General features: G+C 66.8%; 10 protein-coding genes. All 10 read right to left on the bottom strand.

Annotated elements, in window-relative coordinates; translation table 11 throughout:
- Positions 1-24: 24 nt before the first annotated feature.
- On the bottom strand, positions 25-1692 hold the full coding sequence (locus AC5LXX_RS26305; protein WP_493411587.1) for a DUF3300 domain-containing protein: 1668 nt from the start codon (positions 1690-1692) through the stop codon (positions 25-27).
- A 379-nt stretch (positions 1693-2071) separates the two neighbouring features.
- Positions 2072-3904: a S53 family peptidase gene (locus AC5LXX_RS26300; protein WP_493411586.1), complete on the bottom strand. Its 1833-nt coding sequence runs from the start codon at positions 3902-3904 to the stop codon at positions 2072-2074.
- 610 nt (positions 3905-4514) lie between these two features.
- A complete protein-coding gene (locus AC5LXX_RS26295; RefSeq protein ID WP_493411585.1) occupies positions 4515-5537 on the bottom strand; it encodes a sensor histidine kinase in 1023 nt (340 codons plus the stop codon).
- On the bottom strand, positions 5534-6226 hold the full coding sequence (locus AC5LXX_RS26290) for a response regulator (protein ID WP_493411584.1): 693 nt from the start codon (positions 6224-6226) through the stop codon (positions 5534-5536). The genes AC5LXX_RS26295 and AC5LXX_RS26290 overlap by 4 nt, the downstream gene beginning before the upstream one ends.
- A gap of 100 nt (positions 6227-6326) precedes the next feature.
- On the bottom strand, positions 6327-7757 hold the full coding sequence (locus AC5LXX_RS26285) for an efflux transporter outer membrane subunit (RefSeq protein WP_493411583.1): 1431 nt from the start codon (positions 7755-7757) through the stop codon (positions 6327-6329).
- A 4-nt stretch (positions 7758-7761) separates the two neighbouring features.
- Complete coding sequence (locus tag AC5LXX_RS26280; RefSeq protein ID WP_493411582.1) at positions 7762-10905, bottom strand: multidrug efflux RND transporter permease subunit; 3144 nt, start codon at positions 10903-10905, stop codon at positions 7762-7764.
- Positions 10906-10925: 20 nt separating this feature from the next.
- A complete protein-coding gene (locus AC5LXX_RS26275) occupies positions 10926-12086 on the bottom strand; it encodes an efflux RND transporter periplasmic adaptor subunit (protein WP_493411581.1) in 1161 nt (386 codons plus the stop codon).
- 399 nt (positions 12087-12485) lie between these two features.
- The gene (locus AC5LXX_RS26270) at positions 12486-13097 is read right to left on the bottom strand and encodes an ankyrin repeat domain-containing protein (protein ID WP_493411580.1); all 612 of its coding nucleotides are present in this window, start codon (positions 13095-13097) and stop codon (positions 12486-12488) included.
- A 77-nt stretch (positions 13098-13174) separates the two neighbouring features.
- Complete coding sequence (locus AC5LXX_RS26265) at positions 13175-14710, bottom strand: catalase (RefSeq protein WP_124446535.1); 1536 nt, start codon at positions 14708-14710, stop codon at positions 13175-13177.
- Positions 14711-14936: 226 nt separating this feature from the next.
- Positions 14937-16424, bottom strand: a complete 1488-nt coding sequence (locus AC5LXX_RS26260; protein ID WP_493411579.1) for an efflux transporter outer membrane subunit — start codon at positions 16422-16424, stop codon at positions 14937-14939.
- Between the last annotated feature and the right edge of the window lie 11 nt (positions 16425-16435).

Raw genomic sequence — 16435 nt, 5'->3', positions numbered from 1 at the left:
CATTCGCGCTACCGTCGGCGGGACTTACCCCGGATGATGCTCGTGCGACTCGTGCTGCGGGTGGGAATCGGACGGGTGCGGATGCGGAGCCGCCGCGTGCTCGGTTGCCGCCGGTTGCCGAGGCCGCGGTGCCGCGTGTTCCTGCGGCGGCGCTTCGGCGTGCGGCTGCGTCTCCTTGTGCTGCTGCGGGGCCTCGTTGCGTTGCTGAGCTTCCGCGCGTTGTTGCTGCTGGGCCTCGTTGCGTTGCAGGGCTTCCGCTCGTTGCTGCTGCTGCGCTTCGTTATGCTGCTGGGCCTGCGCGCGTTCCTGTTGTTGCGCCGCGTCGTGCTGCTGCATTTCCTCGCGTTGCTGTTGTTGCTGTGCCGCCGCACGATTTTCCTGCGCGGCCGCGCGCTCCTGCCGCATTGCCTGCTGCCGCTCGTCGTGCATCGCGCCGGGTGGATGCTGCGCCGGTGCCACGGCATGCGGCGCGTTCGCGCGGTTCTGCGCGAATGCTTCCGGCGCGGGCCGCGTGCCGGGGCGCGCGTCGTTTGCGGCGAAGTGCGGCATCGTCATCGGCGCGGCGCCCGCGCGCTGCTCCATGGCTTGTCCGCGCATCGGTTCGGCACCGGGCTGTACGGCATTGCGCTCGATCGTCGTGTTGTTGTTGGTGACGCTGCCGCCGTAGTTGTTCGTGATGCGCGTGTTGCGGATGTTGGTGATGTTGTTGATCACGGTGGTCGACTTCGTCACGTACGTGGTGTGGTTGTACACCACGGCGGGGCGCTGCCAGCCATCGTGCCACCCCGGGCCTTCCGGACGCGGCGCCCCCCAGTTCATGCCCCATGCATGCCAGCCCCAGTCGTGGTGCCCGAAGATCGCGGCGCCGACGGCGATGCCGACGCCGAACGTGATCACGCTGGCCGCGACGACTTCGCCGGTGCTGTATGCGGGCGGCCGGTATACGTAGCCAGGGTACGCCGACACCGGTTCGCCGTAGACGACGGTCGGGTTGTAAGACGGCACGTACACGACATCCGGCTGCGCGGACTCGATCTCGATGGCCTGCGGCGGCGGCGGCACGATCGCGGGCCCGGCGTAGACGACCGGCGCGTCGGGGGCCGGCGTATAGCCGGCCGGCGCCGCCTGTGCGACTTGCGTGACGCGCATCTGGCTGCCCGAACGGAGATGGCCGGACTTCTGCGCGCGCTGGCGCATCACCTGGATCGCGTTCATCACGTCAGTCGGATCGTTGTAGTACGCCTGGCCGAGCGACGTGGTCCAGGCCGGGTTCGACGCCATTTGCGACAGCACCGCGGGGAACGCGGTCAGCGCCTTGACGGACGGGTCCCACGGCTGCGCATCGGCGGCGCTCGCGAGTGCCTGCCCCTTCAAGGCCGGATTCTGCGTGACCCAGTTGTTGGCGGCCGTTATCTGGTCCGGATACGTTGCACCCGCCAGCACCAGCGCGACGAGCTTGTCGGGGAACAGCGCGATCGGCGCGACCATCTGGTAGAGCTGGTCGGCGCTCGGCGGCGTGTAGGCGACGGGCGTCGAGGCCGGCTGTGCCGCGGCGGCCGCGCTCGCGTCGCGCGCCGGTGCGGCGGGGCTGTTGTCGCCATTCTTGTTGCAGGCCGACAGGCCGAGCAGCGACACGATGAGGGACGACGCGATCAGCGTTCTGACAGGGCGGTGTGCACGTGTGTCGTTCATGTTGTTCGTTCGGTGTGGAGGCAGCGTTGGCAGGCACGCGGGCTGCGCGGTCGTGTTCGCATGGCGGAAGTCCCGCGACGAATCGTCATATTCAGTTAAACGCACGACACGCGCGGAAGTTGTCGGTGTGTTGTGTAACAGTGTGTACCTTGCAGTCCGTAAGCGGGCGGGTGTCCGACGGGTAATCGATCTGAAAGTTGCTGGCGCAACGATTGCAAGGTCGGCGTGCGTACCGTCGCGCCGGATGCGTTTCCACGGGATCGCGCGGAATGCAGAAAACCCGCGACGGCTCGCGCCTGTCGCGGGTTTTTACGCGGTTGCGTGCGGTTCCGTGCGCGCCCAACGACGCGCACCCGGAACCGGGTCGATCATCGGCTCATCAGCGCGCGAAATCCGACGTGCTCTGGATGAACGCGTTCAGCTTCGAGATGTTCACGCTGCCGAAGCCCGTCGTCGCGTCCCAGCCGGCCTTCGCCTTGTAGCCGTACGTGCCGCTGCCGTTGTTGCCGGACGTGACGTCGTGCAGCAGCGCCGCGTTGGACGGGAAGTACTTGTAGATGCTCGACGCAGGGAACCCGAGCGCATTGTTGTTGGCCGACTGCAGCCGCGCCCAGATGCCCGTGAAGATCGGCGCGGCGAGGCTCGTGCCGCCTTCGTTGTTCAGGTAGCCCGAGCCCCACAGCGTGTCGGACGTCTGGCCGTTCACGACGAGAATCGCGCCGGTGCGCAGGTCGGCGTCGAAGCCGACGTCGGGCAGTGCGCGCTTGGTCGATCCGGTCAGCGTCGACGACTGCCACGTCGGCGCGGCTTCGTACTTGCTGTACCCGCCGCCCGTCGACCACACGGTGCCCGGCTGCCAGCTCGGATCGTTCCAGACGATCTCGCTGTTGTACGCGTTGGTCGACGTATTCGTGAACAACGTCGTGCCGCCTACCGCGATCACGTACGGCGACGTGGCCGGTTCGCTCACCGTGTAGGTCGAGCGCGACGGCGTGCCGCTCGCGCATTCGTACGCACCGTGATCGCCGGCCGAGACCGAGAAGGTCTGTCCCTGCGCGACCGCCTGCTTGAAGATGGTGTCGTCGGTCGCCTGCGAGCCGGTGCTGTTCGCGGACGATTCGCACACGCCGAGCGACACGTTGATCACTCTCGCGACGTTGTCGGTCACCGCCTTGTTGTATGCGGCGGTGATCGCCGTGAGCGTCATCGACGGTGCCGCGTAGAACACGACCTGCTTCACGCTGCCGCCGGCCGTGCCGACGATCGACTGGCTGTCGAGATTCCACTCGACGGTACCGGACGTATCGGTGTACGAACTGCCTGCCGGGCCCGTTTGCACGATGGTGCTGTTGATCGTGCCGAGGCCGTTGTTCGCGGCAAACGTATTGAGGTCGCTCACCGTCTGCGACAGGTCGCCTTCGGAGATGATGCCGACCGTGGTCTGCGAGGCCGTCGGCGTGCCGTCGCCGCCGTAGATCGACGAGAACTCGGTCGGGTTGTGCGGCACCGCCGACGCGCCGGCCGGGATCGTCAGGTTGCTGGTGTTGCCTTGCGGCTTGCTGCCCGCACCGGTATGCATCAGCTCGACGTTCTGCAGCCCGAGCACCGCGCCGACGATGCCGCCGATCGCGTTCGGCACTTGCGCGGCGTCGGTATTCGCATAGACGCTGCGGCCGTTGTGCGTGAAGCGCTTGAGCGTCGTGCGGAACGCGGACTTGATGGTCGCCGCGGTGCCGGACGCCGATACCAGCAGGCGGTTCGGCGCGACCACGATGTTCACGAAGCCTTCCTTGCGCAGGTGTGCGACGACGGACGTGACCTGCTGGTCGGTCGGCGCATATTGCGCGGCGAACTGCGCCGGCGTGAGGAACTGCTTGTAGTGCGGCGAGCCGGGCGTATGCAGGTCGCGCAGGTACTGGTCGAGTTGCGCCTCGTTGCGCAGGGTCAGCCCGAGCACGATGTCCACCGATTCGCCGGGCGCGAGCTCGACGGCCGCCGATGCCGCGGCCGCCGTGCTCGCGGCGGGCGCGCCGGCCGTACCGGCTTCGCTCTGTTGCACCAGCGGCAGGAACCCCTTGGTGCGGGTTTCCGTCCAGCCGGCCGCCGGCGCGGCATGGGCGGTCGCCATGCCGAACGACGCAACGGCTGCGGCGGCGGATGCGAGCTTGACGATGCGAATGTGCTTTTGTTTCTTGTCTGCAACCTGATTCATTTCAAATACCCCTCCGGTTGAACATCGAACGGCACGAACAACAACGGTCGACAGCGATGCGGGTCATGCACCGCCGTGTTCTGTCGCATGCGTGCGGATGGCACGGACGCGACAGGGCCTTTCGCCCGACCCGGAGAGATGGGTTTGCTCCGGGGGCGAAATTCGGAAAACGCGATAAAGGAAAAGCGGCGCCGGACTTGGCGCGGGCGGGATTGCTAGAGCAACAGTTTCGTTGTCCTGCTCATTTGATTCGATCCTTCGGCCCGCTGCCGGATGACAGCTGTCCAATGAGATGCATCGGGATATTGCATGCGCCGGCGCGCGAACGAATCAGCCGGCGGCGAGCACTGCGGTGCAGCGGAAGCGAAAAAACGTGGAGCGGAATCGATTGCGTGGTGAGCAATTCGTCAGATTGCTTGCATCGGACGGTATCAAGAACGAAAGCAGAGTGTCAAACTTTTTTTGATTATATGAAACAAAATTAAATCGAATAAAGCGAAATGATTTTGAAAATATCGACGGCATTTTGTAATGCTCGAAACCGGCAGGAAAGGTAATGCTGGAGTCGGTTCGCCGATCATTTCCGATTCGTTTTGTAATGGGTCGGTTGCTATCGAGGAAACACTCGAATCGCCGGCGCGTGCCGCGGGATGTCGAACTCGAGAACGGCAGCGCCGCCAGGCGATGCGAGATGGCGGACCTGCCCGCCGTGCGCGTGGACGACCGCGCGCGCGACGGACAGGCCGAGACCGGTTTCGACGAAGCGTCGTGAACCTTCGTTTTCGATCCGGACGACGGCGCCCGCGGCGCGGTCTTCGACGAAAAGCCTCAGCGTGGCCGGCGCGGAATGGCGCCGCAAGTCGTCGAGCAACGCGAGAACGGCCTGCCGGATGCGCGCGCCGTCGCAGGTCACGACGGTCGAGTCGGTCGTCAGGTCGATGACGAACCCCGCTTCACGAAACGCTTCGCGAACCGAATCGACGGCGCCGGCGATTTCGCGGTCGAGCGCCGTCGGGCATAGGTCGAGTGTCAGTGCCTCCGGCTGTTCGGCAACCTGAAGGTCGTCGACGAACCGGAACAGGTCGTCGACCTGGTGAAGCAGTGCGTCGCGCGACGAAGTGCCGTCTTCGTGGGCGAGCGCCTTGATGGCTTCGAGCCGGGTTTCGAGTTCGGCGAGCGGCGTGCGCATCGAGCGACTGCTGCTTTCGGCGACGGCTGCCGGATGGGAAGGAGTCCGATATTTCAATTGATGAGTCATCGCATTGAAGTCCTCGATGAAGCGCGACAGGCCGGTCATGCAGCCGTCGCGGGAAACGATGCGCGCCGACAAGCCGCCGGCGACGATGCGGCCGGCGTGGTCGGCAACCGCATCGAGCGCCGCGAGCGTGCGGCGCATCTGCCGGAACAGGTCGAACGCGGTTGCCAGCAGGCACACGAACAGCACCGTCGCGAGCACCAGGTAAGTGGATGCATCGTGGATCATCGCGTCGGCCGTTGCGTCGTGCGGCAACGCACCCGGGTGACGCAACGCGTAAAGGAGGAGCGCAGCGGTGCAGGCGATCAATGCGGCGACGATGGCGCCCAGGCCGATCGCCTGCCCGATTTGCCGGCCGGGCTTCGCCGGCAGCGTCACTGCACGCCCCGCAGCCGGTAGCCGACACCGCGCATCACTTCGGGCATGCCCGGTGCACCGGCCTGTTCGAGCTTCTTGCGCAGCCTGCAGATGTGGCTGTCGACCGTGCGCTCCAGCGCGCTCACGTCGGCCATGCATGCATCGAGCAACTCGCCGCGCGTGAACACGCGGCTCGGCGATCGCGCCATGTGTGCGAGCAGCCGGAATTCGGTCAGCGTCAGCGTGATCGGGATCTCGGCGGAATCCGTCCGCACGCGGGCCAGATAGCTGTCGGTGTCGATCTCCAGGTCGCCGACGCGCAGCATGCGCGTGGCCGGCGGCGCGGCCGACCGGCGCAGGATCGCGCGCAGCCGCGCGACGACCTCGGCCGGGTTGAACGGCTTGACGATGTAGTCGTCCGCGCCGGCGTGCAGCGCCTGCAGCCGGTCGAGGTCGCGGTCGAATGCCGTGAGGACGACGACGGGCGTATTGCCGCGTCGCCGCAGCTCGGTGAGCACCTCCCAGCCGTTCTTCTGCGGCATCTTCACGTCGAGCAGGATCAGGTCGGGCTTCAGGTGCGGCTGCACGTCGAGCACCGCTTGCCCGTCGGCGACGCGGTAGGTGCGAAAGCCGTCGTGCGTCAGGTACGCATCGAGGATGTCCGAGATGTCGGGCTCGTCTTCTGCAATCAGTATCAGGGAATGGGTCATGGAGTGTGCCGTGCGATGTCGAACAATCGGGGCAGCCCGTTGCCGGGCTGAATCGCGCCGTCCCGATCTGCTGCTGTACGGGCGGAACGGCGCCGTTCGTTCAGTTCTGCACCTCGCTCTGCGACGGCGCGACGTCCTTGTCGGTCAGGCCGCCACCGAGCGCCTTGTACAGCGCAACGGCGTTGCCGAGCTCGCTGCGACGCAGGTCGAGCAGCGCCTGCCGTGCCGAGTAGAGCTGCCGCTGCGAATCGAGCAGTTCCAGCCGCCCCTCGACGCCCGCGCGATAACGCAGGTTCGACAGGTCGGTGCGGCGTTCGGCCGAGCCGACCACGCGCGTCTGCGCTTCGATCTGGCGGCCGAAGGTTTCGCGCCCGGCGAGACCGTCGGCCACTTCGCGAAACGCGGTCTGGATCGAGCGTTCGTATTCGACGACCGCGCTGGACTTGCGCACTTCGGCGAGTCGCAGCTCGGAGCGCAGCCGGCCGCCCTGGAAGATCGGCACCGTGACCTGCGGCGCGAAGCTCCACGTGCGCTGGCCGCCGTCGAACAGGCTGCCCATCGCCGGGCTGAGGAAACCGATCGACGACGTCAGCGACAGGCGCGGGAAGAACGCGGCGCGCGCGGCGCCGATATCGGCATTCGCGGCGACGAGGTTCTGTTCGGCCTGCCGGATATCCGGGCGACGGAACAGCAGTTCGGAGGGCAGGCCGGCCGGCAGTTGCGTCATCACCGGTTGCTGCTGAAGCGGCACCGGCTCGGGCAGATCCTTCGGCAGCTCGGTGCCGACCAGCAGGCGCAGTGCGTTGCGTGCCTGCTCGACGGCGCGCGTGCGCGCTTCGAGATCGGCCGTGGCGCTTGCGACCTGGCCTTCGGCTTGCGCGATGTCGACGCCGCTCGCCTGATGCGCATCCTTCAGGCGGCGTGCGAGATCGAGCGACTGCTGCCAGTCGGCGAGCGTGCGCTCGGACAGCTGGCGCTGCTCCTGCGCGAGGCGTTCCGCGAAGTACGCGTCCGCGACGCCGCCGACCAGCGAGATCTGCACCGCGCGGCGGCCGTGATCGGTCGCGAGGTAGCGCGCGAACGCCGCATCCGACATCGATTTCACGCGGCCGAACAGGTCGATCTCGAACGCGCTGATGCCGAGGTTCACGCCGTACTGGTTCTGCGTTGTGCCGAACAGCGGCGGGCTCGACTGCGTGTCGTCCGACGTGCGCTGGCGCGTGAAGTTCGCGCCGGCGCCGATCGACGGCAGGCGCGCGGAACGCTGGATGCCGTACTGCGCTTCGGCCGCCTCGACGTTCAGCGCCGCGAGGCGCAGGTCGCGGTTGTTTTCGAGCGCGAGCTCGATCAGGCGCTGCAGGCGGCGATCGCCGAACATCGTGCGCCAGCCGAGATCGGCCGCGTTGGCCTTGAGGTCGGCGGCCGCGGCGGCCGTGTAGGCCGTCGGCACCGGCATCGAGGGCTTGACCAGCGTCGGCGCGAGCGAGCAGGCCGACAGGGCGAGGACGAGGGGAAGAATAAGCAATCGCATGGCATCAACCTTCCTGTCCGTGAGTCGGGGCGGCCGGCTGCTTGCGGGAAGCCCGCCATGCGCCGATGCGCTCCTGGATGCTCATCACGAACACAAAGAAAACGGGGACGAAGAAAATGGCCAGTACCGTGGCGGTCACCATGCCGCCGAACACGCCGGTACCGATCGCGTGCTGCGTTTCGGCGCTGGCGCCGGTCGCGATCATCAGCGGCACGACACCGAGGCCGAACGCAAGTGAGGTCATCAGGATCGGGCGCAGGCGCAGCTTCGACGCCTGCACGGCCGCTTCGATCAACCCCTTGCCTTCCTCGCGCAACTGCTTCGCGAATTCGACGATCAGGATCGCGTTCTTCGCGGACAAGCCGATCACGGTGATCATCCCGACCTTGAAGAACACGTCGTTCGGCATGCCGCGCAGCAGCACCGCACCGATCGCGCCGATCAGGCCGAGCGGCACCACCAGCATCACCGACAGTGGAATCGACCAGCTTTCGTACAGCGCGGCGAGCACCAGGAACACGACGATCATCGACAGCGCCATCAGCATCGGCGCCTGCGATGCCGACTGGCGTTCCTGCAGCGACTGGCCGGTCCACTCGACCGCGAAGCCCGGCGGCAGTTGCGCGGCAAGCCGTTCCATCTCGGCCATGGCCGCGCCGCTCGACTGGCCCGGCGCGGCGGTGCCCGAGATGCGCGCGGACGGGTAGCCCTTGAAACGCACCATCTGCAGCGGCGTCTCGGCCCATACCGGGCGAACCACTTCGGACATCGGCACCATGCCGCCGGCCGCGTTGCGCACGTACAGCTTCATCACGTTGTCGATCTGCATGCGTGCGGGTGCGTCGGCCTGGATGATCACCTGCTGCATGCGGCCCGCGTTCGGGAAGTCGTTCACGTAGGTCGAACCCATCGCGGTCGACAGCGTGTCGCTGAGCGTCGTGAACGACACGCCGAGCGCCTGCGCCTTCGCGCGATCGATCTCGAGGCGAATGCTCGTGCCGGCGGGGAGGCTGTCCGGGTACACGCCGGTCACGACCTTGCTTTGCGCGGCGAGTTCGAGCAGCTTCGCTTCCGCCGCCTTGAGCGCCGCGGTGCCCTGGTTGGCACGGTCTTCCAGACGCATCGAGAAGCCCGAGCTGTTGCCGAGTTCGTCGATGGCCGGCGGCAGCAGGCTCATCACCGTGCCTTCGGTCACGCCGGCCATCGCCTGCTGCGCGAGCATGCCTTCCTCGATCGTCGACGAGCCGCCGCGGTTCTTCCAGTCCTTCATCACGGACCAGTTGATCGCCGCGTTCGAACCCTGGCCCGAGAAGCCGTAGCCGATCACGGAAATGCTCGACTGGATTGCCGGACGCGAAGCAAGATGCTTCTCCAGCGTCTTGACCACGTCATGCGTGCGCTCGGCGGTAGCGTCTGCGGGCAGCAGAAAGCTGGTGATGAAGTAGCCCTGGTCCTCGTCCGGCAGGAACGACGACGGCAGGCTGCGGAAGCCGAACACCAGTGCGCCCGAAATCGCGACGAACACCAGCATCACGCGGCCCGTACGGCCGACCAGGCGGCCGATGCGCGTCTCGTACCATTTCGTCAGGACATCGAAGCGGCGGTTGAACCAGCCGAAGAAGCCGCGCTTCTCGTGGTGGCCCGGTTCGAGCGGCTTGAGCATCGTCGCGCACAGGGCCGGCGTGAGCGTCAGTGCCAGCAGCGCAGAGAACAGGATCGACACGGCCATCGACATCGTGAACTGCTTGTAGATCACGCCGACCGAGCCGCTCGCCATCGCCATCGGCAGGAACACCGCGGTCAGCACCAGCGTGACGCCGATGATCGCGCCGGTGATCTCCTTCATCGCCTTCGACGTCGCGTCCTTCGGCGACAGTCCTTCCTCGGCCATCAGGCGCTCGACGTTCTCGACGACGACGATCGCATCGTCGACGATGATGCCGATCGCGAGCACCATGCCGAACATCGTCAGCACGTTGATCGAGAAGCCGGTCAGCAGCATCACCGTGAACGTGCCGAGCATCGCGACCGGCGCGACGATGGCCGGGATCAGCGTATAGCGCACGTTCTGCAGGAACAGGTACATCACGAGGAACACGAGCACCATCGCTTCGAGCAGCGTGTGCAGCACTTTCTCGATCGAGATCTTCACGAACGGCGACGTGTCGAGCGGGATCGAGTAGGTCATGCCGGACGGCATCGACTTGCTCAGTTCGGCCATGCGCGTACGGATCGCGTCCGCGGTCTTCACCGCGTTCGCGCCCGGTGCGAGCTGCACGCCGACGAGGGTGGCAGGCTTGTTGTTCTCGCGGCTCACGAACGTGTAGTTCTGCGAGCCGAGTTCGACGCGGGCGACGTCGCCGAGCACGACCTTCGAGCCGTCCGCGTTCGCGCGCAGCACGACCTTCGCGAACTCTTCCGGCGTCGTGAGCTGGCCCTGCGCGGTGAGCGGCACGGTCACGCGCTGGCCCGCCAGCGCGGGCAGCGCACCGAGGCTGCCCGGCGCGATCTGCACGTTCTGCTGGCCGATCGCGGTCGTCAGGTCGCTCATCGACAGGCCGAAATTGATCAGCTTCTGCGGATCGACCCAGATGCGCATCGCGCGTTCGGAGCCGAACTGCAGCACACGGCCGACGCCGTCGATTCGCCGCAGTTCCTCGGAGACGCTGCGCGCCATGTAGTCGGCGAGTGCGCCTTCGTCGAAGCGGCCGTTGTCGGAACGCAGGCCGACGATCATCAGGAAGCCGGACGACGCGGATTCGACGATCAGCCCGTTCTGGCGCACGGCTGCGGGCAGGCGCGGCTCGACCGACTTGATCTTGTTCTGCACGTCGACCTGCGCCATCTCCGGATTGGTGCCGGGCTTGAACGTCACGGTGATCTGTGCGGCGCCGGACGTATCGGCCGACGATTCGAAGTACAGCAGGTTCTTGACGCCGGACAGTTCGCGCTCGATGAGGCTCAGCACGCCGTCGTTCATCGTCTGCGGCGTGGCGCCCGGATAGGTCGCGGTGATCGTGACGGACGGCGGCGCGACCGACGGGTAGCGCGCGACCGGCAGTTGCGGGATCGCGATCAGCCCCGTCAGGATGATGAAGAGCGCGATCACCCACGCAAACACCGGGCGTCGGATAAAGAATTCAGCCATGGCTGGAGGCTCCTCGTGATTCAGTGCGCGGACGCGGTGGCAGCCGCGTCAGGCGACTTCCAGTCGGTCGCGGCGGCCGGCGCGCCGTCGACCAGGCGTTCCATGCCTTCGACGACGATCTTCTGGCCGGCCTGCAGGCCCGACTTGATGCGGTAGCTGCGGTTCGTCAGTTCGCCGACCTCGACGGCCTTCAGATGCGCGGTGCCCTTCGCGTCGAGCACCCACACCTGCGGCTTGCCGCCGGCGCGCACGACGGCCTGTTGCGGCACCGTCACCGCGTTGGCGTAGTGCGCACGCGGAATGCGGGCACGCACGTACATGCCCGGCAGCAACTGTCGCTTCGGGTTGTCGACCAGCACGCGCAGCAGCACGTCGCCGGTGCCCGGATCGACGTTGACGCCCGAGAACAGCATGCGGCCCTTGACGTCGTAACGCGTGTCGTCGTCGCGCAGCACGTCGACCGGTAGGCCGCTGGCGTCCGACGCTTGCGGCTGCGAGGCGAGCGCGCCGCGCAGCGCTTCGAGCGACGCAGCCGGCTGGCGCACGTCCACGTAGACCTGGTCGATCTGCTGGATGCGCGCCATCGGCTGGCTGTCGCTGCTCGACACCAGCGCGCCTTCGGTCACGAGCGCCTGGTCGATGCGGCCGGCGATCGGCGCTTCAACGGTCGCGAATTTCAGGTCGAGCTGGCGGCGCGCGAGCGTCGCGCGGGCCTGCGCGACATCGGCGGCGGCCTGGTCGCGTTGCGACACGGCGTCGTCGTACACCTGGCGGCTGATCGCATCGGCTTCGACGAGCGGCTTGAAGCGGGCCGTCTGCACCTTCGCGCGTTCGAGCGCGGCCTGCGCACGCTGCAGCGATGCGGCGGCGGTGTCCATTTCAGCCTTGAACGGTGCCGGGTTGATCTGGAACAGCGGCTGGCCCATGCGCACTTCGGTGCCTTGCTCGAACAGCCGGCGCTGCACGATGCCGCTCACCTGCGGCCGGATCTCGGCCACCCGCACGGCCGCGACGCGGCCCGGCAGGTCCTCGGTGACGTCGAGGCGCGTGGCGGCCACGGTCATGGCCGCGACCGGCGTGGCCGGTGCGGCGGCCTGCTGTTCGGCGGGCCCGCAACCCGCCAGCATTGCCGCCACCAGCGCGCATACCGCGCTGTAGCAGCATCGTTTCTGATTCTTCATAGCGACTCCAGGAAACGCAGGCAGCCCACTGCCTGCTCTGACGGGTCGGAGTTTGCTTGGGTTAGTTGGGGGCTTTTATGCGGAAAGGTGGAGATTCGATGGAGCCCGCGAAAGGAAGCGAAAAGAGGGGCGGCGGGCGTCTCAATGGTCGGACGAATGGGCGTGGCGCCGTGTCATGCGTGCGGTGTCGTCGGCATTCCGCCGGTCGGTCCGGTCGACGAGGATCGACCGCGACGTGATCGATGACGACCGGCTCAGCAACGAAGTGCCGGCGGCGACGGGGGGCGAGGGGGGCTGTTGGGCGCGGTACGGAATCGGGCCCCGCGATCTAGAGCGGATCAGCTTCTGCCGGCTGCTCGACGCGTTCGCATCGTTCGGACGGTTGATCCGTAGCGCGTGCTACTGCCTGGCTCCGGCTTGCCGCAGCGCATCCGCAGCGTAGGTGTTGTCGTGTGTCAGTGCGAGCTGAAGCAGCGACTGCCCGCGCCGATCGACATGGTTCGGATTCGCGCCGTGCGCGACGAGCAGCGGAATCAGCTCGAAGCGATTGAACAGCGTCGCGAACCCCAGCGCGGTTTCGCCGGCGCCGTTCGTCTGGTCGATCGGGCAGCGCGTGTCGATCAGGCGGCGTGCGATGTCGGGTTCGTTCTTGAAGAGCGCACCCATCAGCGCCGTGTTGCCGTGGCGGTCGCCAACGCATGCATCGGCGCCGGCCGACAACAGGTAGTCGAGCGCGGCAGGCTGGCCGTCGTAGGACGCGAGAATCACGGCCGTATAGCCGTGGCTGTCGGCGGCGTCGACGGGATACCCGGCGTCATGCAGCGCGCGCAGGATGTCGACGCGGCCGACGCGTGCGGCGTCGAACCAGTCGCCGTCATAGCGGCGCAGTGAGGCGGGATCGGCCTTGCCGTAAGCAGGCTGGTCGGGCAGGTGCGCGCAGCCGGCGAGCGCGGCCAGCGCCACGGTCATGGCGGCCGCGCGGATCGTGTGCGTGAAGCGTTCGGGTCGCATGGGGATGTCCTGATGGAAAAGTCGGGCCGACGTGCGCGGCAATGCAACGCACGTCGGCAGCGACCGATGTCGCGGGATCAGTTCTCGCTCAGCTTCGCCGCGAGCGACTGCACCTGCTGTACGTTCGCGTGAACGGCCTGCGCGAGACGCGTGCCGTAGTCGGCATCGGCCTTGTAGAAGTACGACAGCATCGCGTACTGGTTTTGCGCATTCTTCACCTGGCCGAGATCGCCGGACAGTGCAGTGACGAGGTCGTCCTTGTCCTGCTGCGACAGGCTGCGGTAGTACTCGCCGGCCTGGCGGAACAGCAGCTTCTTGCGGATCGCTTCCTGTTGCGTCGTGCCGTTGAGCGCCATGCGCACGGACTTGTACTGCGGATCCTGCGCGAGTTCGTGCTGCGTCGACGGCTCGTAGTTCACCTCGCCCTTGCGGTCGCCCGCGTTCATCTTGCCGTCCTGGTTGTTGTTGACAACCGGCACGACAGGGCGGTTGATCGGCAGGTCCATGTAGTTCGCGCCGAGGCGGTACATCTGCGTGTCGGCATACGCGAACAGGCGATCCTGCAGCATCCGGTCTTCGGACGGCTCGATGCCCGGCACGAGCCGCGACGGCGCGAACGCCGATTCCTCGGTCGACTGGAAGTAGTTGTCGGGCACGCGATTGAGCGTCATCGTGCCGATCTTGCGTTCAGGTACGCCGGTCCATACCTTCGTATCGTCCAGCGCGTCGAAGTCGAAGCGGTTCAGGTCCTTGGGTGTGAGCACCTGCACGTACAGGTCCCATTTCGGGAAATCGCCTTGCTTCAGTGCGCCGTACAGGTCGTTCGTCATCAGGTTCCAGTCGCGCCCGATCGACGCGGCGATTTCTTGCGGACGCAGGCCGTGCACGCCTTGCTGGCTCTTCCAGTGGAACTTCACGTAGTGCACGTCGCCTTGTGCATTGACGAACTTGAACGCGTGCACCGCGAAGCCGTCCATGTGGCGATACGAATCGGGCATGCCCTCGTTCGTGTACAGCCTCGTCAGCATGTGGGTCGCTTCGGGCGTGTGCGCGAAGAAGTCGAATGCGAGGTTCGGGTCCTGCACGCCGGTCACGGCGCTCGGCTTGTTCGCGTGAACGAAGTCGGGGAACTTGATGCCGTCGCGAATGAAGAACACGGGCCAGTTGATGCCGACCATGTCCCAGTTGCCCTGCTGCGTATAGAACTTCACCGCGAAGCCGCGCGGATCGCGCGCCTGTTCGGGCGAGCCGCGATAGCCCATCACGGTCGAGAAGCGCACGAATACCGGTGTGCGGGTGCCCGGCGTGAAGACTTTCGCTTTCGTCAGGTCGGAGATGTCGGCGCTCGGCACGAACTCGCCGAATGCACCGGTGCCGCGCGCGTGCACGACGCGTTCCGGAATGCGCTCGCGATCGAAGCGCTGCAGTTTCTCGATGAGCGCGGAGTCCTGCAGCAGCACGGGGCCGGCGGGGCCGGCCGTCTGAGAATTCTGGTTGTCGCCGACGGGCGCGCCCGTGTCGCGCGTGAGTTCGGCGGCGTACGGGGAAGCGGAGAAGGCAACGCAGATCGCGGCGACTGCGTGCCGCAGCACGCGATGGGAGGATGAGGACATGACGATGGAACTCCTTGAATCCGATCGGTGGTGGGGAAGCCGACTGAATTAGAAGAGATCGTCAGATGATTGGCTAATTGATATTCGATATGTTTTCGATAGCCGAGGGGTCGAAGCGGCGCGGGCCCGCTCGTTGCGGACGAAATGAACCAGTATTGTTGCGCGCGCAATGAGTTGTTGCGGCGCGCGTGATGCACCGATCGTGCATCATGCGCGCCGGCACCGGTTACCCGTCGTTCGCCTGCCAGCCGAGCCCGAGGCTTTTCTGCACGGACACGTAGTCCTTGATCAGCTCGGCTTGCCCGGCGATCACGTTCTGTTGCGCGGACAGCGCTTCGCGTTGCGTATCGAGCAGGTCGATCATCGACGCGACGCCCGCGCGATAGCGCTCGTCCATCAGCGAGCGCGCATGCACGGCCGACGTCTGCACCTTCGTCAACGCAACGACATGCTCGCGCTGGTGCCCGTAACGCTGCAATGCGGTGTTGGCATCCTGTAATGCACCGAGCACGGCCTTCTGGTAATTCGCTTCCGCTTCGTCGCGCGACGCTTCGGCCGCTCGTACCTCGCCGCGCGTGCGCCCGAAGTCGAGGATGTTCCATTGCAGGTACGGTGCACCGACCCACGTGAAATTCTGCTTGCGGAACAGGTGGCCGGGGTCCGTCGCGCTGAAGCCGAGATCGCCGAGCAATGTGACCTTCGGGAAATAGTCGGCCACGTGCTCGCCGATCTGCGCGTTGCTCGATGCGAGCCGGCGCTCGGCCGCGCGAATGTCGGGGCGCTGCTTCAGCAGCGCGGCCGGATCGCCGATCGCGACGTTGCCGGGCAGCGTCGGCAGCGGGGCGTCCGCGGTCGACAATGCGGCATCCAGCGCGCCCGGCGCACGCCCCGTCAGGATCGCGAGCCGGTCGAGCGATTCCGTCACCTGCGCGTCGAGCGGGATCAGCGACGCCCGCGTGGTCTCGACCTGCGTCGTCAGGCGCTCGATGTCCACATCTGCCGCGACGCCGCGTGCGCGGCGCTGTTGCGTGAGTTCGAGCATCTTCTGCTGCAACCCGGCCGTGCGCTGCGACAGCGCGAGCCGTTGCTGCTGGTCGCGCAGGTCGACGTAGGCGTTCGCGACTTCGGCGGCGATCGACACCTGCGTATCGGCGAGATCGGCGTCGACGGCTTCGGCCTGTGCGGATGCCGCTTCGACTGCACGACGCGTGCCGCCGAACAGGTCGATTTCCCAGGTCGCGTCGAAACCCGCCGAATAGAGTTGCAGCGGTCCCGAACCGCCCAGCGACGGCGACGTGCCGCCCGACTGGTTCGAGCCGTTCGACGGCAGCAGCGAACCGAGCGCGCTGACGTCCGGTTCGCGCATGCGGATGGCCGCGACGGTGGCCGACGCTTTCGGCAACTGCGCCGCGCGCTGTTGCGAGAGCTGCGCGCGCGACGCGCGCAAGCGCGCCTGCGCCGCGTGCAGGTCGGGGTTGTACACGAGTGCGGCGGCGATCAGGTCGTCGAGCTGGCGATCGTTCAGTGCGAGCCACCACGCGCTCGGTGCGGGCGCGGTGGTGTCGATGCCGGAGGCCGGCGCGCGCACGAAGGTCGGCGCATCGGGTGCGGCGGGCGCGCCGCGATAGTCGGGGCCGACCGTGCAGCCGGCAAGCAGGCACGCGGCCGCGCACAGCGTGAGCGCAGGGCGGCGGGGCAGGGAGAAGGGTTTCATCGCGTAAGACG

The organism is Burkholderia torrens (assembly GCF_984668525.1).
This window is presented reverse-complemented; position numbering and strand designations above follow the sequence as displayed.

Excerpts from the sequence above, each read along its gene's own strand:
- AC5LXX_RS26305 (WP_493411587.1), bottom strand. The coding sequence starts at position 1,692 with ATGAACGACACACGTGCACACCGCCCTGTCAGAACGCTGATCGCGTCG.
- AC5LXX_RS26265 (WP_124446535.1), bottom strand. The coding sequence starts at position 14,710 with ATGTCCTCATCCTCCCATCGCGTGCTGCGGCACGCAGTCGCCGCGATC.
- AC5LXX_RS26290 (WP_493411584.1), bottom strand. The coding sequence starts at position 6,226 with ATGACCCATTCCCTGATACTGATTGCAGAAGACGAGCCCGACATCTCG.
- AC5LXX_RS26285 (WP_493411583.1), bottom strand. The coding sequence starts at position 7,757 with ATGCGATTGCTTATTCTTCCCCTCGTCCTCGCCCTGTCGGCCTGCTCG.
- AC5LXX_RS26280 (WP_493411582.1), bottom strand. The coding sequence starts at position 10,905 with ATGGCTGAATTCTTTATCCGACGCCCGGTGTTTGCGTGGGTGATCGCG.
- AC5LXX_RS26270 (WP_493411580.1), bottom strand. The coding sequence starts at position 13,097 with ATGCGACCCGAACGCTTCACGCACACGATCCGCGCGGCCGCCATGACC.
- AC5LXX_RS26260 (WP_493411579.1), bottom strand. The coding sequence starts at position 16,424 with ATGAAACCCTTCTCCCTGCCCCGCCGCCCTGCGCTCACGCTGTGCGCG.
- AC5LXX_RS26275 (WP_493411581.1), bottom strand. The coding sequence starts at position 12,086 with ATGAAGAATCAGAAACGATGCTGCTACAGCGCGGTATGCGCGCTGGTG.
- AC5LXX_RS26300 (WP_493411586.1), bottom strand. The coding sequence starts at position 3,904 with ATGAATCAGGTTGCAGACAAGAAACAAAAGCACATTCGCATCGTCAAG.